A 24,822-nucleotide genomic window follows, 5' to 3' on the forward strand; every position below is an offset into this window, starting at 1 on the left:
CAATCTCGAACTTATCTGCATCAACTCTGTTGCAGTTCATAGAAAAACTAGTACTCTCTCCTCTCAGTTGCCCTCGGCTGAAGGAGAAACCCCATGCACAGCACCGCCCTCATCACCGGCGCGTCGTCCGGCCTCGGCGCGGAGTTCGCCGCGCAGCTCGCCGCCCAGGGTCACGACCTGGTCCTGGTGGCGCGCTCCGGCGACCGGCTCGCCGCCCTCGCCGGGCGCCTGACCGCCGAGCACGGCGTCCGCGCCCATGTGCTGGTCCAGGACCTCGCCGAGCCGGACGCGGCCAGCCGTGTCGCCGACGGGCTGGCCGACCGCGGCCTGAGCGTCGACCTGCTGGTCAACAACGCCGGCTTCGGCACCTGCGGCCGCTTCGAGGAGATATCCGGGGCCCGTGACCACGACCAGCTGATGGTCAACGTCGTCGCGCTCGTCGACCTCACCCACGAGCTGCTGCCCGGCATGCTGGAGCGCGGCCGCGGCTCCATCATCAACGTCGCGTCCAACGCGGGCTTCCAGCCCTCCCCGTACTTCGCCGTCTACGGCGCGTCCAAGTCCTTCGTCCTGAACTTCGGACTCGCCCTGCGCCAGGAGTACCGCAAGCGCGGCATCCGCGTGCTCACCCTGTGCCCCGGCCCGGTCGAGACCGCCTTCTTCGACACCATCGGCACCCGCCGTGCGGCCGTCACCGGCTCCATGACCACCCCGGAGCCCGTCGTGCGCGCCACTCTGCGCGCGCTGGAGCGCGACCGCGGCTACGTCATCCCCGGATTCGGCAACGCCCTGGCCGCGCATCTGACGCCCCGCCGCCCCCGCACCATGGTCGCGGCCATCGCCGAACGCATCACCCGCAAGGTCCTGGTCCCGTCGGCCGACGCCTCGACGCAGCGGGAGCGCACCGCATGAAGTCCTTTCCCGCCCCCGTCGCCGCGGCCTCGGCGATGCTGCTCGTCGGCACTTCGACGGCCGTCTCCGCCACCATCGCCGACTACCCGGTCTTCGCCGGGCAGGCCCTGCGTTATGCGCTCGCCGCGGCGATCCTGCTCGCAGTCGTACGCCGCCGGCGCCTGCCCCGCGTCCGCCTGACGCCACGCGACGTCCTGCTCCTGATGGCGCTGGCCGCCACCGGCCTGGCCGGGTTCAACCTCTTCCTCGTCGAAGCCACCCGGCATGCCGGTCCCGCCATGATCGGCACCGTGGTCGGAGCCGTCCCTCTCGTCCTCGCCCTCGTCGGCCCCTTGATGGAACGCCGACGCCCCGCCCCGCGCACGGTCGGCGCCGCGGCCGTGGTCGCCCTCGGTGCGGCCGTCGCCGCGGGCCTCGGTTCGGGCAGCCTCACGGGCCTCCTGCTGTCCCTGGGAGCGCTCGTCGGCGAGGTGGCCTTCTCCCTGCTCGCCGTCCCGCTCCTGCCCAAACTCGGCCCCCTGAGGGTCGCCGCCTATCCCGCCGCCCTGTCCGTACCGATGCTGCTGACCGCGAGCCTCGCCCTGGACGGTACGGCCGCCCTGCGGCTGCCGACACCCGGCGAAGCGGCCGCCTTCGGCTACCTCGGCGCGATCGTCACCGCGGCCGCCTTCTTCCTCTGGTACGACGCGCTGCGCCGCCTCGGCACCGACCGCGCGGGGCTCTTCGCCGGCCTCATACCCGTAGGCGCACTGCTCACCACCGTCGTACTCGGCCTCGGCCAGGCAGGTCCCGCCGACGTCACCGGAGCACTGCTCGTCGCAGCAGGCGTCGTCATCGGCCTTCGGCAGCCCGGCCGCGGATCACACGAGCTCCGAGGAACAGCCGGTGAGCCGACCCTCGGTGGGGCACGGCCTGCGCCGCAGAACGCCTGATGCGCGGGAGCCGCTCACCGAGCCTTCTCCAGGGCGGCGTGGGCCTCGATGAGCCTGTCGACCGCGGTGTCGAGCGCCTCGGGCTGAAGGGTGAAGGGAAGGCGCAGGTAGCGGTCCAAGGCGCCGTCGGGGGAGAAGTGGAAGCCCGGTGTGAGGAAGAGGTTGCGTGTGGCCGCGAGGGCGGCCAGCCGGCTGGAGTCGGTGTCGAGGAGCTCGAGCCACAGGGACAGGCCGCCCTGCGGGGTCTGGAAGCGGCACCACGGCAGCGCGGACAGGCGGGAGGCCAGGTGGTCGCGCTGCACGCGCAGCTGGGCGCGTCGGCGGTCCAGGATCGCCTCCCGGCGTTCCATGAGCCGGGTCGCGACGAGTCGGTCGAACGGCGAGGGCGCGAGGGCGGCCGCGAGGGGGAGCGCCGCCAGACGGCGGATGACGTCGGGGTGGGCGCGGATCCAGCCCACCCGCAGGCCCGGCCACAGGGACTTGCTCAGGGACCCCACATATACGACGTTGCGGTCGCCGGCGCGGGTGACGGCGCGAGACGGCGGGAGGGCGTGCTCGCGCAGGTCGAGGTCCCGCATGGTCTCGTCGAAGACGACCAGGGTGTCGTGGGCGCGCAGGCGGCGCCGGAGCTCGCCGCGTTCCTCCTCGCCCATCAGCAGGCCGGTGGGGTTGTGGAAGTCCGGGACGAGATAGGTCAGGGACGGCCGGGCCGCCTGGAGGGCGCGGTCGAGGGCGGGGACGTCCCAGCCGGTGGGGCCGAGGGGCTGCGCGACGAGCCTGGCACCGGCGGCGCGGAACGCGGCGAGCGCGCCGGGGTAGGTGGGGGAGTCCAGGACGATCCTGCTGCTCCGGCGCAGGTACGCCGCACTGAGCAGGTTCAGCGCGGCGTCGGCGCCACTGGTCAGCAGGAGGTGCTCGCCGCGGGTCGCGAACCCCTGGGCGTGGAGGGCGTCGGCGATGGCGGTGCGCAGCGCCGACGGTCCATCGCCGTCGGCGGTGTCGTGCAGCAGGACGGCCGGCAGCGCGTCGGCTGCCGCGTGCACCGCCTGGAGGAGCTCGTCGAACGGCGCCGCGGGCTCCGCTTTGGTCAGGTCGAGCGCCGCGCCGCTCCTGCCCGCCCGGCCCCGGTCACTGGTCCACGGCGAAAGGCGATCGTGAAGCCGGGGCGGCAGGGAGGTGGTGCTGCCGGAGCCGGTCCGGGTGACGATCAGTTGTCCGGCTCGCAGAAGGTCGTAGCACGCCGTCACGGTGCCCCTCGCGAGTCCGAGCTCGCCGGCGAGGAGGCGTTCGGCGGGAAGCTGCACCCCCAGCGGCAGCCGGCCGTCGTGGACGGCCTTTTCCACGGCGGTGGCCAGCTGCTTGGCGAGCGGTCCGCCGCCGACGCGCCAGTCACCGAGCAGCCGGGAGAACTGCGACGCCTGGACACGCCGCACAGCGCGATTCACGTAGGCCACTTTAACGGGATTGGACCATGACCGGACGGCCGACCGTGCCTAGTGTCGAGCCGTGACCAGCCACGACTTCACCGACTCCGGAAACCGCGCGCCCCTGAGCTATCGGCATGCCGACGTGTTCACCGCCAAGGCGTTCACCGGCAACAGCCTCGCCGTCTTCCCCGAGGCCCCGTGCCTGTCCACCGCGCAGATGCTCGCGATCACCCAGGAGCTCCGGCACTTCGAAACGATATTCCTGAGCGGCTCGGGCGAGGGGGGAGAGGTCGCGGCCCGGGTGTTCGACCTCTTCGAGGAGCTGGACTTCGCCGGGCACCCGATCCTCGGCGCGGCCGCCGTCCTGCACGAACGAGACGGGGGCTCCGGTGAGCGGCATTGGCGGTTCCGCCTGCCCCGCAAGACCGTCGCGGTGACCACCCACCGTACGGCGACCGGCTACCACGCCGTGCTGGACCAGGGGAGACCGGAATTCCTCGCGACCATACCGGCGCAGAACCGGTTGGAGATCGCCGCGGCCCTGCGCCTGCCGGAATCGGTGCTCGCCGATCTCCCTCTGGAAGTCGTCTCCACCGGACTGCGCTACCTCATCGTCCCGGTGGTGGCGGGCCTGGCCGAGGCGAAGATCGTCCGCGACGATTTCGCGGAGCTGATCGCGCGTCATGGTGCGCAGTTCGCGTACCTGGTCGACGTGGGGGCCCTGGAAGGCCGCCACTGGAACAACGACGGCGTCATGGAGGACGTCGCGACCGGCAGTGCGGCCGGCTGCGTCGGCGCTTATCTGGCCAAGCACCGCATCGTGCCCGTCGAGGAGGAGTTCGTGCTGCGGCAGGGTCGCTTCACCGGTCGGCCGAGCCTGCTCACCGTCCTCCCGCAGGGCCGGCCCGAAGACCTGCACAACGTCCGGGTCGGCGGCGAAGTGACCATGGTGGCCCAGGGGACCCTGGACGCCCTGCCCGGATGAGGACCTCTCCCATGCCCGACTTCCCCCTCTACACGGCCGACCGGATCCGCGCGGCCGTGGGCCTCGTCGACCTGATCGAGCCGGTGGCCGAGGCCCTCACCGCGTTCAGCACCACCGACGGGGCCCAGGCCCCGGTCGCGGTGCTCCCCCTGTCCGACGGTGGTGACTCCCACATCAAGGCGGCTTACCTGCCCGGAGGACGCCACTTCCTCGTCAAGATCGCCAACTGGTTCCCCGGCAACCGGACTCGCGGCCTGCCCGAAGGCGGCGGATTCGTAGCGCTCTTCGACGCGACGACCGGCGCCGTCACCGCCCTGCTGGAGGACGAGCACCACCTCTCCGACCTCCGCACGGCCGCAGCGGGAGCCGTCTGCGCCCGCGCCCTGGCCCGCCCGGACGCCACCCGCGCCACCGTCCTGGGAACCGGCAGGCAGGCCGGGCTGCAGGCCCGCGCGCTCACCCTCGTGCGTCCGATCCGGCAGATCGGCGTATGGGGCAGGGACCACGGCCGGGCGGCCGCCCTCGCCACCCGCCTGGGCCACGATCTACCGCACGTCGAGGTCACCGCCGCCGCAGACCCGGAGCAGTCCGTACGGCGGTCCGACATCGTCGTCACCGCGACCGCCGCCCGCACCCCCGTCCTGTTCGGCTCCTGGCTGCGCCCCGGACAGCACATCACCGCACTCGGCGCCGACGACCAGGCCAAGCGAGAACTCGACGGCGCCGGCCTGCAACGCGCCACCCGTGTCTTCGTCGACAGCCGGGAACTCAACCTCCGCTACGGAGACGTCCACGCCGCCATCGCCCGCGGAGAGGTGACCGCCGCCCGCATCGACGGCGAGGTCGGCGAAGTCCTGGCCGGCCGGATCCCCGGACGCCGCACCCCGCAGGACATCACGGTGGCCGAGCTCATCGGCATCGGCCCCCAGGACCTCGCCGCCGCCGAAACCGCCCTCGCCCTCCTGGAGCGGACCAGCGGATGACCACGACGCAGCGCCCCCGTTCCCCACGTTCTCGTCTTGAGCACTTGCCTCGGATGAGAACACGTTCTAGTTTCCGTCCATGGACATGACAACAGCCCGCCTGGCGGCGGCGGAGGAGATCCAGCGGCTCAAGTACCGGTACCTGCGGACGCTCGATCTCAAGCGCTGGGACGAGTTCGCCGACACCCTCGTCCCCGACGCCACCGCCGACTACGGCTCGCAGGCGGGCCAGGGCACGCTGCGCTTCTCCGGCCGGGACGCGATCGTCGGCTACATGAGCGGCGCGCTCGGCCCCGACATCACCACGGTCCACGTCTGCCACCACCCGGAGATCACCATCGACGGCGACACGGCCGAGGCGACCTGGTGCCTGGAGGACACCGTCCTGGCCACCGGATTCAACACCATGATCCGCGGCGCCGCCTACTACTCCGACCGCTACCGCCGCGACGACGGCGTCTGGCGCATCGCCCACACGGGCTACACCCGCCTCTACGAGGCGATCGTCCCCTTCGAAGCCCTCCCCGGCCTCCGTCTCACCACCCCGTCCCCCGACACCCCGTCACCCACTAAGTGACCGCCGACCGCAAGGGCCGCAAGGCCACTCCGGTCGGCCGGAGCGGGGAGGCGGCCGCTGCGGTGCTAAGCGGCCACCTCGGCGGCGACTTCGGCGGCCACCTGGAACTCCCGTCCGCACTCCGGGCACGCGGTGGTCCCGAACAGGTGGAGCAGCCGGGCCATGACCTTCGGCCGTCCGGCGGCCTCGGCCGCGAGGTAGAGGCGGCGCCCCAGCGGTTCGAGATCGTCCGGAGCCACCGGCACCACCTCGCTCTCCGGCTCGACTCCGCTGACATAGGTGGAGAACCGGGGGCCGTCGAGGATGACGCACATGCATTCATCGCAATCCGCGCAGTACAGCTCGAACTCTCCATGGGCGAGGGTGAGGAGCCGCTCGCTCCAGACCGGCACGTTCTCGAAGGCCAGGATGGACTGGAGCAGGTCGAGGAAGTCGGACTCCCGGACTTCGCCTCCGACCGCCGCCAGCGTCTCCTCGGCCAGCCGCAGCAGCTCCGTGATCTCGGCCGCGTGCGCGGCGCGCACGTCTCCCAGCCCGTGGTCTTGACGCGCACCGGCCACGATGCGCCCGGCCAGCGACAGGGGCCACAGCCGGTCGGCCGGGGCCCACTCCCGCGCCACCTCCGTCAGCCGGGGCAGCGCGGCGAAGCTCGCCGAGTAGACCGTCCCCTGGTGGCAGATGGCAGACGACAGCTCCGTCCACACCTCGGCCTCCTCGTCCGGAACGAGCCGGTCGAGCATGCCGGGTACGTCGTCCGCGCGTCCGTAGGCGTGCCTCAGTCGCGTCCAGTCAGTCATGATCGGAACTTAACAGCGAGCCTCTCCGGCCGAACGGCCTTCACGGACATCGGCGAGAACGAGGAGCGGCCCACCGCGGTCGGGCCCACCCGCTCACACGTCGATGGCGGGAAGTCCGTCGATGCTGACCCTGTTCTTCTCGGAACGGTATTTCGCGAGGGTCTCGGGGCTCTTGCGGGCGCCCCAGTCCTTGAGCATGTCCCGGGGGCCGATGACCTCCATGAAAGGAACGCCGTACCCGCACGAATCCGCGATCCGATCGATCTGCGCCACGATGATCGCGCGGATGCTCGGGTTGCCCTCGGGGAACAGGCCGGCCAGACCGTTCCACTCGGGCTCGTGCGGCAGCACGGTACGACCGCTCCCGTACAGGCGCAGGATCTTCGGCGTCCTCTCGAACGAGCAGAACATGAAGGTGATCCGCCCGTTCTCCCTCAGATGGGCGATCGTCTCCGCGCCGGAACCGTTCATGTCCAGGTAGGCGACGGTGCGCTCGTCAATGATCGCGAACGTTTCGGCGTACCCCTTCGGGGAGACGTTGACATGCCCGCCCGCGGAAGGCGCCGTCGCGACGAAGTACATGGCCTGCTGCTCGATGAACGTCTTCAGATTCGCGTCGATACGCTCGTAGGTCTTACCCATGACTCCAGACACTAGCCAGCGGTGAGAAAACGCCCCAACCTACTCCCTCTGGGAGGCGCCTTCGGTTTCGCAGGGTGCGCGCCATCGCCTCGAAGTCGTGGCGCTCGATCGCGGCGGCCGTCGTGCGGAGTGCGGGCGGAGTCAGGCGGGGGAGCGGGCGGGCCGGGGGATGGCGTGCGGCGGGGCGGGTTCGGGCAGGGTGCGCAGGAACAGCCAGCTGAGGGCGGGCATGAGGATGAGCGGCATGAGGGCGGTACGCAGGGTGGTGTGGTCGGCGAGCGCGCCGATGAGGGGACTGGCCAGGCCGCCGACGCTGACGGTGAGGCCGAGGGTGACGCCGCTGGCGGTGCCTATGCGCGAGGGCAGGTAGTCCTGGCTGAGGGTGATCTGCAGGGAGAAGGGGATGTACAGGCCGGCCGAGGTCGCGGCGACGAACAGGTAGAGGGCGGGGCCGGGTACGAAGACGACCCCGGTGACGGCGGCGACGGAGACGAGGTAGGACCAGCGGGAGACGGTGACGCGTCCCCACCGGTCGGCCAGTGCGCCGCCGAGGACGGAGCCGAACGCGCCGCCGAGGTAGAGGACGAACAGGGCGGCGGTTCCGGCGGCGCTGCCGCCCATGGCCCGCTGGGCGTGCAGGGCGATGAAGGTGCTGAGCCCGATGAAGGCGATGGAGCGGAACACCACGGCCAGCGACAGCTTCACGAACGAGCCGACGTCGTCCTTGCCGACCGGCATCGCCGCAGCCGTTTCGGTGGCGTCCTTGCGGGCGAGAGAGCGCAGGACGGGCAGGCACAGCACGGCGCCGACGAGGGCGGGCAGCACCAGCAGCGGCGTGAGGTGCAGGCCTCCGGCGGCCATGACGGCGGCGACCACGAGCGGGGCGAGGGCGAAGCCGAGGTTGCCGCCGGTGGAGAACCAGGCCATCGCGTTGTGGCCGCCCTCGCCGGCCAGACGGGCGATCCTCGCTGATTCGGGGTGATAGGCGGCGACGCCGATCCCCGACAGGGCCACGAACGCCAGGGTGAGGCCGTAGGAGCCGCTGATTCCGCTCAGCGCGATGCCGGTGCCGCCCAGCAGGGTGCCGGCGGGCAGCAGCCACGGCATCGCCCACCGGTCGGTCAGCGCGCCGAACATCGGCTGCACGAACGACGACAGCAGCGAGGCGGCCAGGACCATCCCGGAGACGGTGGCGTGGTCGTAGGCGCGCTCGGCGACGAAGAACGGGATGAGGGCCGCGACGGCGCCCTGGTAGACGTCGACGCAGGCGTGCCCGATGGACAGCAGGGTGATGGAGGCATTCCTTCGCACCCGTTCATGGTCGGTGACCTGTACGTTGTCGCGCTTCCGATAAATTGCCAGTCGATGATGGAAATCCGCCACGACCCGGTCGCGCCGACCCGCACCCGGTACCTGCCGTCCGGCGCGGTGATCGACGCCCACCGGCATGACGACCACCAGATCGTCTACGCGGGCCGCGGGGTTCTGGCGATCACGACCGGCGCGGGCTCGTGGGTCGCCCCCGGCACGAACGCGATCTGGGTGCCCGCGGGGACCGTGCACGCGCACCGGGCCCACGGCGACCTCGACCTGCACCTGGTCGGCCTGCCCGCCGCCGACGGCACCCTCGGCCCGGACGCCCTGACCGTGCTGGGGGCGAGCCCCCTGCTGCGCGAACTGATCATCGCCTACACCCGCGACCCCGACGGAGGCGGCGGCGCGGAGCGGGCGCGGATGCGGGCGGTCCTGCTCGACCAGCTGCGCGCCTCCCCCCGGCAGGGGCTGCACCTGCCCGCCCCCGCCTCGCCGCTGCTGCGCGCCCTGTGCGGGATCCTGCAGGAGGACCCCGCCGACGGCCGCACCCTCGTCGAGCTCGGCCGCCAGGTCGGCGCGAGCGGCCGCACCCTGTCCCGCCTGTTCCGCACCGACCTCGGCATGACGTTCCCCCGATGGCGCACCCAGCTCCGCCTCCAGCACGCCCTGGTCCTGCTCGCCGACGGGCAGCCGGTGACCGCGGTCGCGCACCGGTGCGGCTGGGCCTCGGCCAGCTCCTTCATCGACGCCTTCCGCCGCACCTTCGGCCACACCCCCGGCACCCACCCGAGCCCCTGACTCGCCCCGCCTCGGCAGATCTCGAGCCGGCTCACCGCGTCGGCCTCGCGGATGCAGGACGGCGCGGTGAGGAGGCAGGGCCGGTCCGCCGTGCATCTGTCGGCCACCGCTCATCGAGAGGACCGGGACCCGTTCTCGATGAGCGGTGGCCTACCGCCTACCGGCTGCTGACGGCGGGGACGGTCGGCGGCTGGCTCAGATGCCAGGTGAGGAACCGGGCCGCGGCGTCCCCCGCGAGCTGCGGGACGCCGGTGTGCCCGCCCAGGTTGGCGTGCAGCGACTTCTCCCTGGAGCCGAAGGCGTCGAACAGGTCCAGGGCCGTCTGCCGGTCGTTGCCTTCGTCGTCCCACTGCAGCAGGACGTGCAGCGGGATGGTGACCCGGCGGGCCTCCTCGAACATGGAGCGAGGCACGAAGCTCCCGGCGAACAGAACGGCGGCCGAGATGCGCGGCTCGACCACCGCCAGCCGGATGCCGATGGAGATCACTCCTCCCGAATACCCGACGGGGCCGTCGATCTCGGGCAGCGAAAGGAGGGCGTCCAGAGCGGACCGCCATTCCGGGACCGCCTTTTCCACCAGCGGGAGGACGAGCCGGTCGACGATCTCCTCGGTGACCGGCTCACCGGCCTCCAGCGCCCGGAGCAGCTCGGCGCGGGCCTGCTCCACGGCGGCGAAGCGGGGCCGGTCACCGCCTCCGGGGAGCTCGATGGTCGCCGCGGCGAAACCGTCCGCCGCGGAACTCCGGGCCCGGGCCACCAGCCGGGGGTACATCCTGTGCAGCCCGCCGGGGTGGCCGAGCAGGATCAGCGGCGCCGGCGCCGGCGCGGATGCGGGCGTCCACAGGATGCCGGGGATCTCGCCGAGGGTGAATTCGCGTTCGAGGACGCCGTCGTCCAGGCGCTGCTCAGAAGTGAATTGCATGGTCGTGCCTTTCGGGAGTGCTCTGATACGGCGCTCCCGGACGACCTATCGCCCGACCGTGATCCCAGAGGGGAGCACCCATGTCGATACGTTCACGGGTACCACCTCCTCGTTCTCTCGCACGGCCTCCGGCAGGCTAGCAACGGCCGCGGTGGTCCGCCAACGGGTTTTCCTGGCGGAGGATCCGCAGCCGGACGCCACGGAGCCGCTCCCCCCAAGGCCCGTATGTACCTTACTGTGTAAAGGCGCCACCTTCTTTCAGAAGAAAAAAGATACAGAATGGACTAAAGCCTCAACTACCGGAGCGGTCGTCTTCGGGCAGGGCGGGCCCGGTAGCGTTGGCGGCCATGTCGGTCATACGGTCCCTGTTGTTGTTCGTGCTCGCGGCCCTGGCCGAGATCGGGGGCGCCTGGCTGGTCTGGCAGGGCGTGCGGGAGGGCCGGGGGTTGTGGTGGGCCGGTGCCGGGGTTCTGGCGCTGGGGTTCTACGGGTTCGTCGCCACTTTGCAGCCTGATGCGAACTTCGGACGGATCCTCGCGGCCTACGGCGGGGTGTTCGTGGCGGGGTCGCTGGCCTGGGGGATGGTGGTGGACGGGTTCCGTCCCGACCGGTGGGACGTGGCGGGCGCGCTGGTCTGCCTGGCGGGGGTCGCTGTGATCATGTACGCGCCGCGGGGCTGAGGCCGTGCCTCCGTTTATTCGTTTGCCGGTCGATCATGGGCGCGGGTAGGCTCCGGGGCATGTTCTTCCAGATCCTTCTGTACGGCTGACGGGGGCGGGACCGGGCGTCCCGCGGTCCGGCGCTTTCCCGTGGTGTGTGTCTTCCGCCGCGGTGGTGGGCGTGCCGGTTCTCTATGTCCTTCATTCCTTGGATCTGTGAAGTGGGTGTTCTCATGTCTTCTCGTCGTGCGCATGTCGCGATGATCGGTATTCCCGCGGTCAGCCATGTGCTGCCGAGCCTGGAGGTCGTCCGGGAGCTGGTGGCGCGGGGCCACCGGGTGACGTACGCCAACGACCGGGCGGCCGCCGAGCTGGTGGCGTCGACGGGGGCGGAGCTCGTCCCCTATGTCTCGACGCTGCCGGTGGCCGATCATGACTGGCCGGAGGATCCCATCGCGGCGATGGGGGTCTTCCTGGACGACGCGATCGGGATGTTGCCTCAGCTGCGGGCCTTCTATGAGGAGGATCCGGCTGATGTGTACCTGTATGACATCGGGGCGTACGCGGCGCGGGCGCTGGCGGAGTCGCAGGGGCGTCCGGTGGTGCAGTTGTCTCCGGCGATCGTGGCCTGGGACGGGTATGCCGAGGAGGTCGGCGCGCAGGTGCGGTCGTTGCCCGGTGCGGATGCCTATCTGGCGAAGTTCGCGGGCTGGTTGGCGGAGTGCGGTGCGTCGACCACTGATGTGGCGGCGTTCTCGAATCATCCGGCGCGGGCGGTGGCGCTGGTTCCCAGTGCGATGCAGCCGAGTCTGGATCGGGTCGATGCCGGTGCGGTGACGTTCGTGGGTCCGTGTCTGGGGGATCGGAGCGATCAGGGCGGTTGGGAGCGGCCGGCGGGTGCGGAGAAGGTGCTGTTGGTGTCGCTGGGTTCGGCGTATACGCGGCAGCCGGAGTTCTACCGTCGTTGTCTGGCTGCTTTCGGGGATCTGCCGGGTTGGTATGTGGTGTTGCAGGTGGGTAAGCACACCGATCCGGCTGAGCTGGGGGTGATTCCGGCGAATGTGGAGGTGCGTTCGTGGGTGCCGCAGCTGGCGATCTTGGAGCAGGCGGATGCGTTCGTCACCCATGCGGGGATGGGTGGTAGCGCCGAGGGGTTGTTCACCGGGACTCCGATGATCGCGGTTCCGCAGGCCGTCGACCAGTTCATGAACGCAGACCGGCTCGTGGAGCTGGGTGTGGCGCGTCGGATCGACACTGAGGATGCCACGGCGGAGCTGCTGCGTTCGACGTTGCTGGATCTGACGGCTGATCCGGTGGTGTCTCGTCGTGCGGCGGAGCTGCGTGCTCAGGTTCGTGCCGAGGGCGGTGCCCGGCGTGCGGTCGAGGTGATCGAGTCGGTGTTGCCGCCGGTCGGGTAGGTGTTTTCGCGGGGGTGTTCGGGCTCCGCAGGCCGTGTGGTCTGCGGGGCCTTTCGGTTTTTCAGGGGCGGAAGAGGTGCCAGAAGGCCAGGGCGACGGTGTGCGGGGGTTGGGTGGGGGTGTGGGTGAGCCAGTGGGTGATGACGCCGGTGAGGGCGCCGGCGAGGTAGGCGGCGTGGGTGTCGGCGGGGACGTGGGGGTGGCATGGGGGGCGGTGGCCTTGGGTGAAGCGGGTGGTGAGCGCGTCGGTGAGGCAGGTGCGCAGGCGGGTGATGAGGCGGGGGCTGCCTTGGGGGCCGAGCATGCGCTGGTAGAGGGCGGCGTTGGCGGCGACGTGGTCGAAGAGTTCCTGGAGGGGTGGGGGTGTCTGGTCGCGGGGGGCGTCCAGGGGGCAGAGGGCGGCGGCGTGGGCGAGGCGGGTGACGGCTTCTTCCATGGCGTCGGTGAGGAGGGTGTCGAGGTCGGGGTAGTGCTGGTAGACGGTGGCGCGGTTGATCTCGGCTTGGCGGGCGACGGCGGCCATGGTGAGGGTGGCGGGGTCGTGGTGGGTGGTGAGGTGGAGGATCGCGGCGCGTAGGCGGGTGCGGGTGCGTTGGGCGCGGGGGTCGTCGGAATTCATACGGGAACTATACGACGGGCGTCGCTTAGGCGACATGTGTTGCTTAAACGACGCCCGTCGCTTAGTGTGCGGGCATGCGTATCGAGATCTGGGCGGACGTGGTCTGCCCGTGGGCCTACATCGGCAAGCGGCGGCTGGAGCGGGCGCCGCTCGGCGAGGACGTCGAGGTGGTGTGGCGCCCCTACCGCGTCGACCCCGCCGCTCCGGCTCGCGCCGTCCCGCTGGAGGAGGCCCTGGAGGAGGTGCTGCAGGACCCGGCGGCCGGGGAGTCGCTGGCGGCCTGCTCGCCGGGTCTCGCGCCGCAGGACAACCGGGCCCGTGTGGCGCGGATCGCCGCCGATGAGGGGCTGGGTCCGGTGTGGGGCGCGGCGTGGCGGGCCGACAGCCATGGCGCGCACCGGTTGATCGCCCTGGCGTACGCCGAGGGTGGCGCGGAGCTGCAGGACGCCGTGGTCGAGGGTGTTCTGCGGGCTCATTTCGTGGAGGCGCTGGACATCAGCGCCCCGGACGTGCTGGAGGGGGTCGCCCGGGAGGCGGGGTTCGCCGATGGGGCGCGGCTGCTCGCCGGGGGTGCGGGCGAGGATCTCGTGCGGGAGCTGGTGCTGACCGGCAAGGCGATGGGGGTGCGGACCTCGCCGACGTTCGTGGTGCGGGGCCGTGCGCTGGCCGGGGCGCAGTCTCCGGAGGCGATCGCGGAGTTCGTCCGGTATGCGGCGGGCCAGGAGGTGCGGGGGCTTCCCGAGGAGGTCGAGCGGTTGCGGCATGCGGAGTCGCTGCTGGAGCAGCGTGATCCGCTGGGTGCGCTGGTGCTGCTGCGTCCGCTGCTGGAGTCGCACGGTGAGGACCGGGGTGTGCGGATGCTGGCCGCTCGCGCCTATTTCGCCTCCGCGCAGCTGGGGCGGGCGACGCGGGAGCTGGAGGGGCTGGTGAGTGAGGCGCCGGATGACTCCTATGCGCGTCTTCTGCTCGGCCGTACGTTGCGGCGGCGCGGGCTGGAGGGGGAGGCGGCGGTGCATCTGTCGCTGGCGGCGGTGATGTCTCCGCACTATGCCGGGTGAGTTCGGCGGCCTGGGGGCGGGCGGCGGGTGTCCGCCGCCCGTTCGCGGTCTCTACGGGACGCCGGGCCAGGCGGCGGTCACCGTGTCGAGCCAGCCGGGGACGGGGGTGTCCGGGTGGGTCTGGCGCAGTAGTTCGAAGGGCAGGGAGAACAGTGAGGCCTTGGCGGGGTTGCGGCGGATCTGTTCGACGATGGCCTGTGTGAGGTGCGGGCCGATGTCCGAGCGGGGCCAGGTCGCGTGGGCGCGGGCCGCGAGGTCCTCGGGCAGGGACCGGGCGCGCAGGGCCGCGATGTCGGCGCCGGTTCCGATGTGGGTGAGGGCGATCTCCGGGCGCATCCGGTCGGCGATGCCGGCCGAGGTGTGCAGGGCGATGGCCTGCCAGATGATGTCGCGGCGTCGTTCGTCCAGGCCTTCGGCGGCCAGGAACTCCACCGCGGTGTCGGCGCCGTCGGCTTCGAACCGGCCGGCGCGGTCGCCTTCGGGGCTGAGGCCGGCGTCGTGGAGCAGGCATGCCAGGAACAGCACCTCGTCGTCGTAGTGCTCGTCGGGGCGCAGTCCGGCCTGGGTGCCCAGTTCGCGGCCGAACAGGTAGGCGCGGACGCTGTGGCCGACCAGGACAGGGTCGCACAGCCGGGTGATGAAGGCGTGTGCGCGGCGGGTCAGTGCGGTGTCGGGGAGGGCGAAGTCGTGGAAGTGGTCGTTCATGGGTCCATGCTGGGGTCTGGTTTTCTCGCGCGATAGTGGCAGGAATGCCGATGTCCGCTAGATTCTGGACATGCATGTGGTGGCCGTCCTCGCGCTCGACGGGGTGGTGCCGTTCGACCTGTCGGTGCCCCTGCAGGTGTTCGGTTCCGCGATGGACGACGGGGGCCGTCCCCGTTATGAGACCAGGGTGTGCGGGCTCGGCCCGTCGGTGCGGACCTCACCGGTGTTCGGGGGGATCGGCCTGGACGTCCCGTGGGGCCTGGAGGCGCTCGCGGAGGCCGACACCGTGCTGGTGCCGGGGCACGCCGACGGTCTGGTGCCGCCGCCGGAGGCGCTGGAGGCGCTGCGTTCGGCCGCCGCCCGCGGGGCGCGTATCGCGTCGATCTGCGTGGGCGCGTTCATCCTGGCCGCGTCGGGTCTGCTGGACGGGCGGCGGGCCACCACCCACTGGGCTTACGCGCGCGAGCTGGCCCGTCTCCATCCGTCGGTGGAGGTCGATGACTCGGTGCTGTTCACCGACAACGGCCGCCTGCTCACCTCCGCCGGGGTCGCGGCGGGCATCGACCTGTGCCTGCACCTGGTGCGCCGCGACCACGGTGCGTCCGTCGCCGCCATGGTCGCCCGCCGGATCGTGATGCCGCTGCAGCGCGACGGCGGCCAGGCCCAGTACATCCGCCATCCCGATCCCGGCCCGCCCGACGTCGGCCTGCAGCCCACTTTGGCCTGGCTGGAGGCACGGCTGCACCTGCCGTTGACTTTGGCCGACATCGCCGGCCACGCGTCCACCAGTGTGCGCACCCTCAACCGCCGTTTTCGCGCCCAGGTCGGCACCACCCCCCTGCAGTGGCTGCTGCGGGCCCGGCTGCACCGCGCCCAGCAGCTCCTGGAGAGCACGACGCTGCCGGTCGACCGCGTCGCGGCCGCTTGCGGTTTCGGGTCCTCGGCGACTCTGCGCGCTCATTTCACGCGCCATGTCGGCACCTCGCCCCAGTCCTACCGTCAGGCGTTCCGCACCGGTTCCTGAGCGCCGGCGGAGCGGTCGCCGCGGCGGCGGAACGGTTCGGTGAGCTGGTCGAGGTAGGCGTCGGGGTAGTCGGGCCGGGCGGCCATGCCCAGGTCGCCGGTGGTGAAGCGGCGGGCCGGGTCGTGGGAGTAGGTGCCCAGGGCGTGGTCCCAGACCAGGGTGAACAGGCCGAAGTTGACGTCGCCGGTTGCGGCCCATCTGAGGTGGTGGAAGCGGTGGCCCTCGTTGAGGGCCAGGAGTTGCTTGAGCGCTCCGACGCGGTAGTCGACGTTGGAGTGCTGCAGGAGCAGCTGCACCGCCACGGCGAGGGCGAGGAGGCAGGCCACGTCCAGCGGCAGGCCCGCCAGTAGGAGCGGGGTGACGCCGGCGGTGGTCTCCAGGGCCTGGTGCAGGGGGTGTTTCATCAGGCCGTTGAAGCCGTAGCAGCGGCGGACGCTGTGGTGGACGGCGTGCAGCCGCCACAACCATCCGGTTCTGTGGCTGGCGTAGTGGACCAGGGTGATCCCGGCGTCCGCGACGATGATCGCTAGCAGTACCTGCAGTGCGAGCGGCCAGCCGTCGGGCCAGGCGCCCCGGCCGGGGATGAGGGCGGCCAGCAGAGGCAGGGCGGCGACGCTGCCCAGGGTGAGGGTCTCGTTGACCGCGGCGTGCGCGGTGTCCCGGCGTCCGTCGCCCAGGGAGGTGTTCCAGGCGGCCTGGTAGGGCAGGAGGCGTTCGGCCGCGAACGAGCAGGCGACCGCGACGGCCAGCAGGGCCGGCAGCCATGCCTTGCCGGCGCCGTCGGCGGCGCCGCGGGAGACCAGGGCGATGGCGGCGCCGTTGACGCCCAGCAGCATGAACGGCACGTACCCGTACCGTACGAGGGTTTCGATCATGCCTGTCAGCATCGCGGGCGGGTGGGCGGGCGGGCTTGGACGAAAGGGCTGACCTGGACGGCGGGTGGCGGGTCAGTGCCAGTGCAGGTGGCGGGCCGCCTGCGAGGGGGCCAGGCCGAACATGGCGTGGAAGACGCGGGTCAGGTGGGCGCTGTCGGTGAAGGCCGCGGCGTGGGCGGCGGCGGTGAGGGTGCCGCCGTCGCGGACGACCGCCATCGCCGCCTGCAGCCGTGCCCACCGCACGCACGCGGTGAACGGCAGCCCGAGTTGTTCGGTGAACAGGTGCCGCAGCCTGCTGCCCGACAGGCCCACTTGGGCGGCGACGGTGTCCAGGCGCACCGGCCGCCCGGCGGCGATCAGTTCCGGTAGGAGGGCCAGTGCCCGCCCCAGCGCGCCGGAGGGGGGCGGGGGCGGCGCGTCCGGCCAGGCGGCCAGTGCGGTCAGGGCCCGCTCGCCGGTTCGCGTGTCGAGGTCCGGGGCGGCGTCCAGGGCGGTGAGTGCGGGATCGGCGGCGGCCTGCCAGAGGACGGCCTGCCCGCCGGAGGGTTCGGCCGCTGCCGCGTGCCGGTCCAGCCGTGCGGTGAGGGCGCGGGCCCGGCGGTCCGCCGGATCGAGGTAGACCATCGCTCCGCGGGCGTCGCCGGTGTCCAGGGCGTGCACGGCCCCGGCGGGGATCACGGCCGCCCGCACCCGCCGTGACCGTCCGCGGCCGTCGGTGAGCACCGCCTGCCCGGATGTCACCAGCAGGACCTGGACCGCGGCGTGCGCGTGGGCGTGCGCCGAGCCCAGCGCTCCGGTGAGCGTCAGCCGGCCGGGTGCGAGCCGCGCTCCCACCGCCCACGTCCCGGCGTGCTCCCCCTGCCGTGTCATCGTCCGTCCCGTCGGGTTTCGCCGTCGTGGACAAGATAACGGCCGGTGCCGTCGGGGCGGGACGCCCTGCGGCCGGTGGCTTTCGCCGGGGTCAGGGCGGCAGGAGGGGGTGGATGCGCATGGCGGCTTCGAGTTCGCCCGGGAGGGCGTCGCGGTAGCGGGTGAGGGTGGACAGGTCGGAGTGGCCCAGGACGCGGCGGACGGCGTCGAGGTCGGTGGCGGCGGCCAGGAGGTGGGTGGCGGTGGTGTGGCGCAGGCCGTGGGGGGTGACGGCGCGGCGGTCGGCGGGCGCGACGCGGGACAGGACGCGGTCGATGGCGGGCTGGACGTCGCCGCGGGCCAGGCGGCGGCCGCGCCAGGACAGCAGGAGGGCGCGGGGTTCGCGGCCGCGGTCCAGCAGGGGGCGGCCTTCGGCGAGGTAGGCGTCCAGGAGGGCGGCGACCGGCGGGGGCAGGGGCAGGTCGCGGGTGCGTCCGCCTTTGCCCAGGACGCGCCAGTAGCGGATGCCGTCGTTGGTGAAGAAGTGTTCCAGGTCGGCGCCGACGAGTTCGGAGACGCGGGGGCCGAGGGTGGCGAGCATGACGACGGTCAGGGCGTCGCGCAGTTCGGTGCGCTGGTCGTCGCGGCGGCCGGTGTCGGGCGGGGCGGCGGCCAGGGAGCGGGCGGCGGTGATGAGGCCGCCGGCCTGTTCGCGGGTGAGGGCGCGGCGTTCGGTGCGCAGGTCGCCGCGCTGGCGGGCGCGGACGGTGGCGGCGGGCATGGGGTCGAGCTGCACCCAGCCGGACAGGAGCGCGTGGCGGAAGAAGGCGGACAGCGAGCGGCGGAAGCGCGCCTGGGAGGCGGCGCTCTGCGGGGCGGTGGTGGGGGTGCGGCGGCGGGCGTCGGGTTTGCGGGCGAAGGCCAGCAGGACGGAGTCGATGTCCTCGCCGTCGAGTTCGTCCAGGACGCGGTGCGGGCCGGCGAGCGCGGAGAAGGTCAGGACGTCGCGGATGTAGACCTCGGCGGTGCCCGGCGACAGCTGGCCGGTGGTGGTCTTGGCGCGGATGAGGTCGGCGTAGCGGTCGGTGGTCTCCTCGACGGTCAGGGCGAGGAGCCGGGTGGGGCGCATGGAGGTGAATCTAGCCCAGGGGCGGGACGTTCGTCAGTCGTCGTCCCAGGGCCGGTCGGGCCGGTCGTCGCGGCAGCGCCAGAAGGGGACGAACAGCGCGACTTCTCCGCCGGGGCTCCACTGCTGCCCGCCGGCCGGCTGCTGGGAGGCGACCCTGCCGGTGGCGCGGCCCTCCTGGCAGACGACCTTGTGGCCGTATCCGGCGGCCGAGAGCGTGCCGGCGGCCTGGTCGACGGGCATGCCGACGACGTTGGGCACCAGGGGGTGCGGGGCGGGGGGCGGCGGCGGTGCGGGGGTGGTGGGCGGCGGGGCCGCGGGGGTGGTGGTCTTGGTGCGGATGGGGGCGGGCGTCGTCGGTGCGGCCGTGGCGGTGGCGGTGGTCGGGGCGGGTGCCGCGGTGACGGGTTTGGCGGAGATCCGCGGTTGCGGTTCGCTCTCGCGGGGGGAGGCGGGGGTCTGGGAGGGGACGGCGGCGAGGGCGGGTTCGCGGACGGCTTCGGGTTCGCCGTCGGTGCCCAGCAGACCCACGGCCAGTCCGGTCACGGCGACGACGGCGACCGCTCCCGCGATTTTCGCGTTCACGGGTCGCTTGCGTCCGTGTGCTCCCATGGATTCACCCCCTTGGCGCAAGATCCTAGAGCCACAACCGGGGAGTTCGTGACGAATGCCGGTAATGCGGGTGGTGTGCCGTCGCGGGGGCGTTCAGTCGTCGCGGGCGAGGGCGTGCAGGGCGGCGGCGAGGGCGGCGTGGTGCTCGCCCAGCCGGGCGCGCAGTTCGGCGTTGAAGCGGTCGATCTCCGGCTGGGCGGCGCGCAGCGCCGCCACGCCCCGCTCGGACAGGCGCAGCATGACGGCGCGGTGCTCGCCGGGGTGGGCGCCGCGGGTGAGCAGTCCCGCCGCGGCCAGGCGCCCGGCCAGTGAGGTGACCGCCGACTCGCGCAGGCCCAGGATGCGGGCGAGTTCCCGCTGGGTGAGGCCGCCGGGGTGGTCGTGGACGGCGAACAGCGCGCCGAGCTGGGCGGTGGTGACCCCGGCGGCGGCCAGGCAGCGGCGGTCGGCGTCCAGGCGCAGCCGGTGCGCGGTCCGCTGGAGCAGGAAGAACAGGCGCTGGTCGGGCGGGGACATGGGTCCGATCTTGACAGACAGACCCGCCGCGCACCATCCTCACTTCACATATGAAGTGAGGATGGCGAGATGGACATACCCGACCTGGAGACGGCCCGCGAGGTCCTGGCCGCCCAGCCCTTCAGCGTGCTGCTCGACGCCCGCCTGACGGCCTTCGGCGCCGGCGAGGCCGTCCTGGAACTGGACATCCGCGACGAACTGCGCCAGCAGAACGGCTTCCTCCACGGCGGCGTGCTCGGCTACGCCGCCGACAACGCCCTGACCTTCGCCGCCGGCACCGCCGCCGGAGCCAAGATCATCACCTCCGGTTTCACCATCGACTACCTGCGCCCCGCCGACGGCCGAACCCTGCGCGCCCACGCCCGGGTCCTGCGCGCCGGCCGCACCCGCGTGGTGTGCCGCTGCGACCTGTCCACCCTCGACGCCCGGGGCGCCTCCACCCTGTGCGCCGTGGCCCAGGGCTCGGTCACCGTCCTGTGACCGGCGCCCCCGGACCGGGGGCGCCTCGCACATGACCGACCGCCCTCCCGGCGGCCGCATCAACGGTGCACGCGCGCACCGCAAAACAGGAGGCGGCCTCTTCGCACGGCGGCCGCCCCGGCGGGCCGGACCCGGTCCGCCAGGGCTGTCGTCATGCCGGCGAAGAGCCCCCGGGCCGCACCCGGTTCGCCCCGGCGACGGAGGCCGCCGCGGCGGCGCCTCCGGCCAGCTCGAGACGCTCGCCGGTGAACGCGGCCCGCAGGCGGCGGTCGTGCGTGACCACGACCAGCGCACCCTGGTAGGAGGCCAGCGCCTCCTCCAGCTGCTCTGCGAGCATCGGTGACAGGTGGTTGGTCGGCTCGTCGAGCAGCAGCAGGTCCACGGGCCGGCTCACCAGCCGCGCCAGCTCGACCCGGCGCCGCTGCCCGTAGGACAGCTCCCCGAGGCGCAGTCCCAGGTCGCACGGCCGGAACAGGCCCAGGGCGAGCAGCGCGTCCGCGTGCTCGTCCGGGCTCCCGGGCAGCCCGTGCGCGTAGGCCTGCAGCACGGTGCGGTGCGCCGTGCCGGCCGGCCCGTGCCGGTGGAGGGGCCACCGCGGGTCGTCGGTGCCGGGTTCGTCCTGCCGGAAGAACCCGACCCGGCCGGCCCGCCGCACCCGGCCCGCGTCCGGCCGCAGTTCTCCGGCCAGCACCCGCATCAGGGTGGTCTTGCCCGCTCCGTTCGGGCCGGTGACCAGCAGCCGCTCGCCTGCGCGGACGGTCAGGGACTCCAGGTGGAGCCGCCCGGCCACCACCACGCCGTCGAGCGAGGCCACCTCGTCCCCGGCGGCGGTGCCCGAGGTGGCGGGGACGGTGGCGAAGCGCAGCGGCTCGGGCGGCGGCGGCGCGGGGTGGGCGGTGAGCCACTGCAGCCGCTGCCGGGACTGCCGGATGCGGCCCGCGGCCCCGTGGGTGCGTGAGCGCGCCCGCCAGGCACCGGTACCCATGCCCGCCTTGGCGGTCTTGCGGGGGATCGCGGCCAGCCGGTCCGCGTTGGCCGCCACCAGCGCGGCGTGCCGGTCCAGCTCCGTCCGCCACTCCTCGTGGGCCTGCGCCTGCGCGGCGCGTTCGGCGGCCTTGGCGGCCAGGTACCCGGCGTAGCCGTCGCCGTAGCGGCGCACCCGCCCGTCGGCCACCTCGAGGACGGCGGTCGTCACCCGGTCCAGGAACATCCGGTCGTGCGTGATGACCACGACCGTGCCGCGGTGGGCGCGCAGGCGCCGTTCGAGCCAGGCGGTGGCCTGGTCGTCCAGGTCGTTGGTCGGCTCGTCGAGCAGCAGCAGCTCGGGAGCCGACGCCAGCGTGGCGGCCAGGGCGAGCCGGGAGCGCTCACCGCCGGAGAGCGTGCCCAGCGCGCGGCCGCGGTCGAGGCCGGGCAGCCCCAGCCCGTGCAGCGCGACCTCCACCCGGACGTCGGCTTCGTAGCCGCCCCGCGCCTCGAACCGCGCCACCAGCGCCGCGTAGGCCTCCAGGTCCGCCTCGCCGAGCGAACGTTCGGCGGCCCGCATCCGGGCTTCGAGCTCGCGCAGGTCGGCCAGCGCCAGGTCGACGGCGTCGGCGACGGTGGCGTGCGGCGGCAGTTCGAGCGACTGCGGCAGGTACCCGACGCCGCCGGGTGCGACGGCCACGAGCTCGCCGTTGTCCGGGCGCTCCGCCCCCGCCATGAGCTTGAGCAGCGTGGACTTGCCCGATCCGTTGTCGCCGATGACTCCGAGCCGCTCGCCGGGCTTGACGGTGAGCGACACCCGGTCCAGGACGACACGGGTCGCGTAACGCTTGGTGATCTGGTCGAGAGCCAGCTGGCCGGGGATGCGCAGAGCGCCTCGCCTCCTGTCGTCGGTGCGGGGGGAAGACGGCCGCATGCCCTCCCGGCCCTCCGCAGGCCCGGGGTCTTGCGGCCGGGGTGCCGCAGGGTCCTGCTCCTGGGTGCGGGCCCGGTCCGTGCGCCGGGCCACGTCGCAGGAGGCGTCGCCTGCGGCCGGCCGCGGCGGCGGCCCGGTCGGGGCGTCGGACGTGCCGGTCGCACGGGTGGTCGTCATGCACACTCCTCACACATTCGGAACGAGACGGTTCGTCTCGATGTGCTCGAGTATGCGGGTGCGGCGTCGCTGTGTCAAGACGGATCGTCTCGTCTTGTCTGGGGTTTCCGGACGCGCCCGGCGCGGGGCGGCCGGGCCCCGCGCGGCGGGTCCGGCAGGAGGCGAACGCCGGATCGGGGCCGAGGCCGGGGGCGGCCTTCCCCGCCGGGGGCCGCCTGGAGGCCGGGGCCGGGCGGCGCGCGGCGATCGCCCCGATGCCGGGCCTGGCGTGGTCGGCCTCCCGCGCCGGGCCGCATGATCGCTTCGGTCCGGGCGCGGAGCGGCGGCGGTCGTGGCGCCGGCCCGATGAGGCGGGGCGTCCCGTTTGACAGGGAGGGATCATTCCTCCACCCTGGGCGGAACTATACGAGACGAACCGTACCGTTCTGTGGTTCTCCGCGATGCACGACGAGCCGGTCCGGGCGCCTGCCGCGAGGAGGCACCGACGGCGACCGGGACACGCGGGGACGCGACGAGGACCCGCGAGGAAAGAGAGCAGTGATGGACACCGACGTCATCATCGTGGGGGCCGGACCGACCGGCCTGATGCTGGCCGCCGAGCTGCGGTCGGCCGGAGTGCGGCCCCTGGTGCTGGAACGGCAGCCGCACCGCCGGGACACCCCCAAGGCCGGCGGCCTCGGCGGCCAGATCCTGGATCTGCTGCGCTACCGCGGTCTGCTGGAACGGTTCGAAGCCGCCTGCACCGACCCCATCCCGGCTCCCCGCTTCCCCTTCGGCGGCGTGCACCTGGACTTCACCCGGCTGGCCGATTCCCCGATGCACGCGCTGCCGCTCCCGCAGCAGCGGCTCGAACGGCTCCTGGAAGAACACGCCGACGGCCTCGGCGCCGACATCCGCCGCGGCCACGAGGTCGGCGGGATCACCCAGGACGACACCGCGGTGACCGCGGACGTGCACGGCCCGGACGGGCCGTACCGGGTCACCGCGCGGTACCTCGTGGGATGCGACGGCGCGCGCAGCCGGACCCGCGACCTGACCGGCATCGCCTTCCCCGGCACCACCTACCCCGAGGTCAACCGGCTGGCCCAGGTCACCCTGCCCGATACGGTGCGCGTGCTCGGCGACGGCGGCCTCGACGTCCCCGGCTTCGGCGTGCTCCGCGCGGGCTTCACCCGGACCGGGCACGGCCTGTTCGGACTCGCCGCCTCACCGGCCTCCGAGGCCGTCTCCCTCTACACCGTCGAGGACGAGGCCACCGAGTACGACGACGACACACCGATGACCGTCACCGAACTCCAGGACAGCCTGCGCCGCGTGCTCGGCGTGGACCTGCCCGTGGAAAAGACGCTCCGGCTGTCGCGGTTCACCTTCAAGGCGCGGCAGGCCGAGCGGTACCGCCACCGGCGGGTCCTGCTGGCCGGCGACGCGGCGCACCTGTTCCCCGCCACCGGCGTGGCGATCAGCGCCGGCATGCTGGACGCGGTCAACCTCGCCTGGAAGCTCGCCGCCGAAGTCCACGGCCGGGCACCGGACGGCCTGCTGGACACCTACCACGGCGAACGCCACCTCGCCGGCGCCCGCACCATGCTGCACACCCGCGCCCAGGTGGCCCTGCGCCGCGGGCACGACCCGGCCGCCGAAGCACTCCGGGAGGTCTTCTCCGAACTGCTCGCCGACGAACAGCCCCTGCGCCGCATGGGAGCCCTCCTCGCCGGCGGCGACATCCGCTACCCGGTGCCGGACGCCGACCCGCACCCGCTGGCCGGGACCTTCGCCCCCGACCTCACCCTGCACACCGACCAGGGCGTGACCGGCGTCGCGGAACTCATGCGCCCCGCACGGCCCGTCCTTTTGGTCCTGGCCGACCGCGCGGACCTGTGCGAGGCCGCCCGGGACTGGCGGCAGCGCGTCGACGTCCGCACCGCCGAAACCGGCGACCGGCCGGCCGACGCCCTCCTGATCCGCCCCGACGCCCACATCGCCTGGGCCGCGGCCGTCGACGAACCCGCCGCCACCGCCGCACCCGCACTACGCCAAGCCCTCACCACCTGGTTCGGCACCCCCTGAGAACGGCGGTACCCGACGCTGCGGCGATGCCCCGGCGACACGGACAGCCCCGCACCCTCACCCGGAGTCCGCAGCGCCCTGCAGAGGCGACCCCCGTCCCGAGGACGATCGCGCGGGACCCTCCGCGCCGGACGGGCCATCCGCAGGGGCGAAAAACCGCGGCCCGAGGGAGCTGAGGTTCGCCGGCCGGGAGTTCGGAGCAGCGGCCGAGCCCCGACCTAGAGCGTGAAACCGCAGCCTGTCCGTTGTTCGAGGGCGTCAAGTTCGCCGTGGTCGGGAGTTCGGAGCAGCAGCCGGGCCGCCGACCGGTGGGGACGTGAAACCGCGACCGGCTGTCGGTCGGGAGTCTGGAGCGGGGCCGGGCTCCGGCCGGGGGAGTGAGGTTCGCCGGCGGGGGCGCGAAATCGCGGTCGGGCCGCCGGTCCGGGGCCGGAGCAGGGGGCGGTCG

General features: G+C 73.0%; 25 protein-coding genes. 12 read left to right on the plus strand and 13 right to left on the minus strand.

The window, feature by feature from the left end:
- The first annotated feature begins 93 nt into the window (after nt 1-93).
- Both C2865_RS25505 and C2865_RS25510 read left to right on the plus strand, forming a co-directional pair.
- Nucleotides 94-912, plus strand: coding sequence for an SDR family NAD(P)-dependent oxidoreductase (locus C2865_RS25505; protein ID WP_106401083.1), 819 nt, complete (start codon nt 94-96; stop codon nt 910-912).
- Nucleotides 909-1,844, plus strand: a complete 936-nt coding sequence (locus C2865_RS25510; RefSeq protein ID WP_106401084.1) for a DMT family transporter — start codon at nt 909-911, stop codon at nt 1,842-1,844. The genes C2865_RS25505 and C2865_RS25510 overlap by 4 nt, the downstream gene beginning before the upstream one ends.
- A 14-nt stretch (nt 1,845-1,858) precedes the next feature.
- Here C2865_RS25510 and C2865_RS25515 read toward each other — a convergent pair whose 3' ends face one another.
- The gene (locus C2865_RS25515; protein ID WP_198653588.1) at nt 1,859-3,289 is read right to left on the minus strand and encodes an aminotransferase-like domain-containing protein; all 1,431 of its coding nucleotides are present in this window, start codon (nt 3,287-3,289) and stop codon (nt 1,859-1,861) included.
- Nucleotides 3,290-3,350: 61 nt separating this feature from the next.
- Between C2865_RS25515 and C2865_RS25520 the strand changes: the two genes are divergently transcribed.
- The 3 genes from C2865_RS25520 to C2865_RS25530 all read left to right on the plus strand — a co-directional run bounded on the left by C2865_RS25520 (nt 3,351) and on the right by C2865_RS25530 (nt 5,816).
- Nucleotides 3,351-4,256 (plus strand): PhzF family phenazine biosynthesis protein, encoded by a 906-nt coding sequence (locus C2865_RS25520; protein WP_198653589.1) that lies wholly within the window; start codon nt 3,351-3,353, stop codon nt 4,254-4,256.
- A gap of 11 nt (nt 4,257-4,267) precedes the next feature.
- Nucleotides 4,268-5,239, plus strand: a complete 972-nt coding sequence (locus tag C2865_RS25525) for an ornithine cyclodeaminase family protein (protein ID WP_157963912.1) — start codon at nt 4,268-4,270, stop codon at nt 5,237-5,239.
- Nucleotides 5,240-5,318: 79 nt separating this feature from the next.
- Nucleotides 5,319-5,816, plus strand: a complete 498-nt coding sequence (locus C2865_RS25530) for a nuclear transport factor 2 family protein (RefSeq protein ID WP_232835808.1) — start codon at nt 5,319-5,321, stop codon at nt 5,814-5,816.
- A gap of 65 nt (nt 5,817-5,881) precedes the next feature.
- On the opposite strand, the gene C2865_RS25535 is transcribed toward C2865_RS25530, so the two are convergent.
- The 3 genes from C2865_RS25535 to C2865_RS25545 all read right to left on the minus strand — a co-directional run bounded on the left by C2865_RS25535 (nt 5,882) and on the right by C2865_RS25545 (nt 8,566).
- A complete protein-coding gene (locus C2865_RS25535) occupies nt 5,882-6,613 on the minus strand; it encodes a hypothetical protein (protein ID WP_157963913.1) in 732 nt (243 codons plus the stop codon).
- Between the two features lie 93 nt (nt 6,614-6,706).
- On the minus strand, nt 6,707-7,255 hold the full coding sequence (locus C2865_RS25540; protein WP_106401088.1) for a pyridoxamine 5'-phosphate oxidase family protein: 549 nt from the start codon (nt 7,253-7,255) through the stop codon (nt 6,707-6,709).
- Nucleotides 7,256-7,396: 141 nt separating this feature from the next.
- Nucleotides 7,397-8,566: an MFS transporter gene (locus tag C2865_RS25545; protein ID WP_106401089.1), complete on the minus strand. Its 1,170-nt coding sequence runs from the start codon at nt 8,564-8,566 to the stop codon at nt 7,397-7,399.
- Between the two features lie 54 nt (nt 8,567-8,620).
- Between C2865_RS25545 and C2865_RS25550 the strand changes: the two genes are divergently transcribed.
- Entirely contained in the window at nt 8,621-9,367 is a 747-nt protein-coding gene (locus C2865_RS25550) for an AraC family transcriptional regulator (protein WP_106401090.1), read from the plus strand.
- A gap of 157 nt (nt 9,368-9,524) precedes the next feature.
- Here C2865_RS25550 and C2865_RS25555 read toward each other — a convergent pair whose 3' ends face one another.
- The gene (locus C2865_RS25555) at nt 9,525-10,289 is read right to left on the minus strand and encodes a dienelactone hydrolase family protein (RefSeq protein ID WP_106401091.1); all 765 of its coding nucleotides are present in this window, start codon (nt 10,287-10,289) and stop codon (nt 9,525-9,527) included.
- Between the two features lie 347 nt (nt 10,290-10,636).
- On the opposite strand from C2865_RS25555, the gene C2865_RS25560 reads away from it, so the two are divergent.
- Nucleotides 10,637-10,969, plus strand: a complete 333-nt coding sequence (locus C2865_RS25560) for a YnfA family protein (protein ID WP_106401327.1) — start codon at nt 10,637-10,639, stop codon at nt 10,967-10,969.
- A 173-nt stretch (nt 10,970-11,142) separates the two neighbouring features.
- On the plus strand, nt 11,143-12,366 hold the full coding sequence (locus C2865_RS25565; protein ID WP_408608333.1) for a macrolide family glycosyltransferase: 1,224 nt from the start codon (nt 11,143-11,145) through the stop codon (nt 12,364-12,366).
- Nucleotides 12,367-12,427: 61 nt separating this feature from the next.
- Here C2865_RS25565 and C2865_RS25570 read toward each other — a convergent pair whose 3' ends face one another.
- Nucleotides 12,428-12,985, minus strand: a complete 558-nt coding sequence (locus C2865_RS25570; RefSeq protein WP_106401092.1) for a TetR/AcrR family transcriptional regulator — start codon at nt 12,983-12,985, stop codon at nt 12,428-12,430.
- 74 nt (nt 12,986-13,059) lie between these two features.
- Between C2865_RS25570 and C2865_RS25575 the strand changes: the two genes are divergently transcribed.
- A complete protein-coding gene (locus tag C2865_RS25575; RefSeq protein WP_106401093.1) occupies nt 13,060-14,043 on the plus strand; it encodes a DsbA family oxidoreductase in 984 nt (327 codons plus the stop codon).
- Between the two features lie 51 nt (nt 14,044-14,094).
- On the opposite strand, the gene C2865_RS25580 is transcribed toward C2865_RS25575, so the two are convergent.
- Nucleotides 14,095-14,748: an HD domain-containing protein gene (locus tag C2865_RS25580; protein WP_106401094.1), complete on the minus strand. Its 654-nt coding sequence runs from the start codon at nt 14,746-14,748 to the stop codon at nt 14,095-14,097.
- A gap of 70 nt (nt 14,749-14,818) precedes the next feature.
- On the opposite strand from C2865_RS25580, the gene C2865_RS25585 reads away from it, so the two are divergent.
- Nucleotides 14,819-15,772: a GlxA family transcriptional regulator gene (locus C2865_RS25585; protein WP_106401095.1), complete on the plus strand. Its 954-nt coding sequence runs from the start codon at nt 14,819-14,821 to the stop codon at nt 15,770-15,772.
- Here C2865_RS25585 and C2865_RS25590 read toward each other — a convergent pair.
- The 5 genes from C2865_RS25590 to C2865_RS25610 form a co-directional block, all read right to left on the minus strand.
- Complete coding sequence (locus C2865_RS25590; RefSeq protein WP_232835809.1) at nt 15,748-16,647, minus strand: sterol desaturase family protein; 900 nt, start codon at nt 16,645-16,647, stop codon at nt 15,748-15,750. The genes C2865_RS25585 and C2865_RS25590 overlap by 25 nt on opposite strands.
- A gap of 72 nt (nt 16,648-16,719) precedes the next feature.
- A complete protein-coding gene (locus C2865_RS25595; protein ID WP_106401096.1) occupies nt 16,720-17,517 on the minus strand; it encodes a helix-turn-helix transcriptional regulator in 798 nt (265 codons plus the stop codon).
- A 91-nt stretch (nt 17,518-17,608) separates the two neighbouring features.
- Nucleotides 17,609-18,625 carry a tyrosine-type recombinase/integrase gene (locus C2865_RS25600; protein WP_106401097.1) on the minus strand — a complete coding sequence of 339 codons (1,017 nt, stop codon included), beginning with the start codon at nt 18,623-18,625 and terminating at the stop codon, nt 17,609-17,611.
- Nucleotides 18,626-18,658: 33 nt separating this feature from the next.
- Nucleotides 18,659-19,207, minus strand: a complete 549-nt coding sequence (locus tag C2865_RS25605) for a PASTA domain-containing protein (RefSeq protein WP_106401098.1) — start codon at nt 19,205-19,207, stop codon at nt 18,659-18,661.
- A 120-nt stretch (nt 19,208-19,327) separates the two neighbouring features.
- Complete coding sequence (locus tag C2865_RS25610; protein WP_106401099.1) at nt 19,328-19,750, minus strand: MarR family winged helix-turn-helix transcriptional regulator; 423 nt, start codon at nt 19,748-19,750, stop codon at nt 19,328-19,330.
- Nucleotides 19,751-19,819: 69 nt separating this feature from the next.
- On the opposite strand from C2865_RS25610, the gene C2865_RS25615 reads away from it, so the two are divergent.
- Nucleotides 19,820-20,230, plus strand: a complete 411-nt coding sequence (locus tag C2865_RS25615) for a PaaI family thioesterase (RefSeq protein WP_106401100.1) — start codon at nt 19,820-19,822, stop codon at nt 20,228-20,230.
- A gap of 151 nt (nt 20,231-20,381) precedes the next feature.
- Here the strand turns inward: C2865_RS25615 and abc-f are convergent, their stop codons facing one another.
- Nucleotides 20,382-22,130, minus strand: coding sequence for a ribosomal protection-like ABC-F family protein (gene abc-f, locus C2865_RS25620; RefSeq protein WP_106401330.1), 1,749 nt, complete (start codon nt 22,128-22,130; stop codon nt 20,382-20,384).
- Nucleotides 22,131-22,847: 717 nt separating this feature from the next.
- Between abc-f and C2865_RS25625 the strand changes: the two genes are divergently transcribed.
- Complete coding sequence (locus C2865_RS25625) at nt 22,848-24,374, plus strand: FAD-dependent monooxygenase (protein WP_106401101.1); 1,527 nt, start codon at nt 22,848-22,850, stop codon at nt 24,372-24,374.
- Nucleotides 24,375-24,822: the final 448 nt, after the last annotated feature.

It is taken from the genome of Actinocorallia populi (genome assembly GCF_002995495.1).
GTDB classification, from domain to species: Bacteria; Actinomycetota; Actinomycetes; order Streptosporangiales; family Streptosporangiaceae; genus Actinocorallia; species Actinocorallia populi.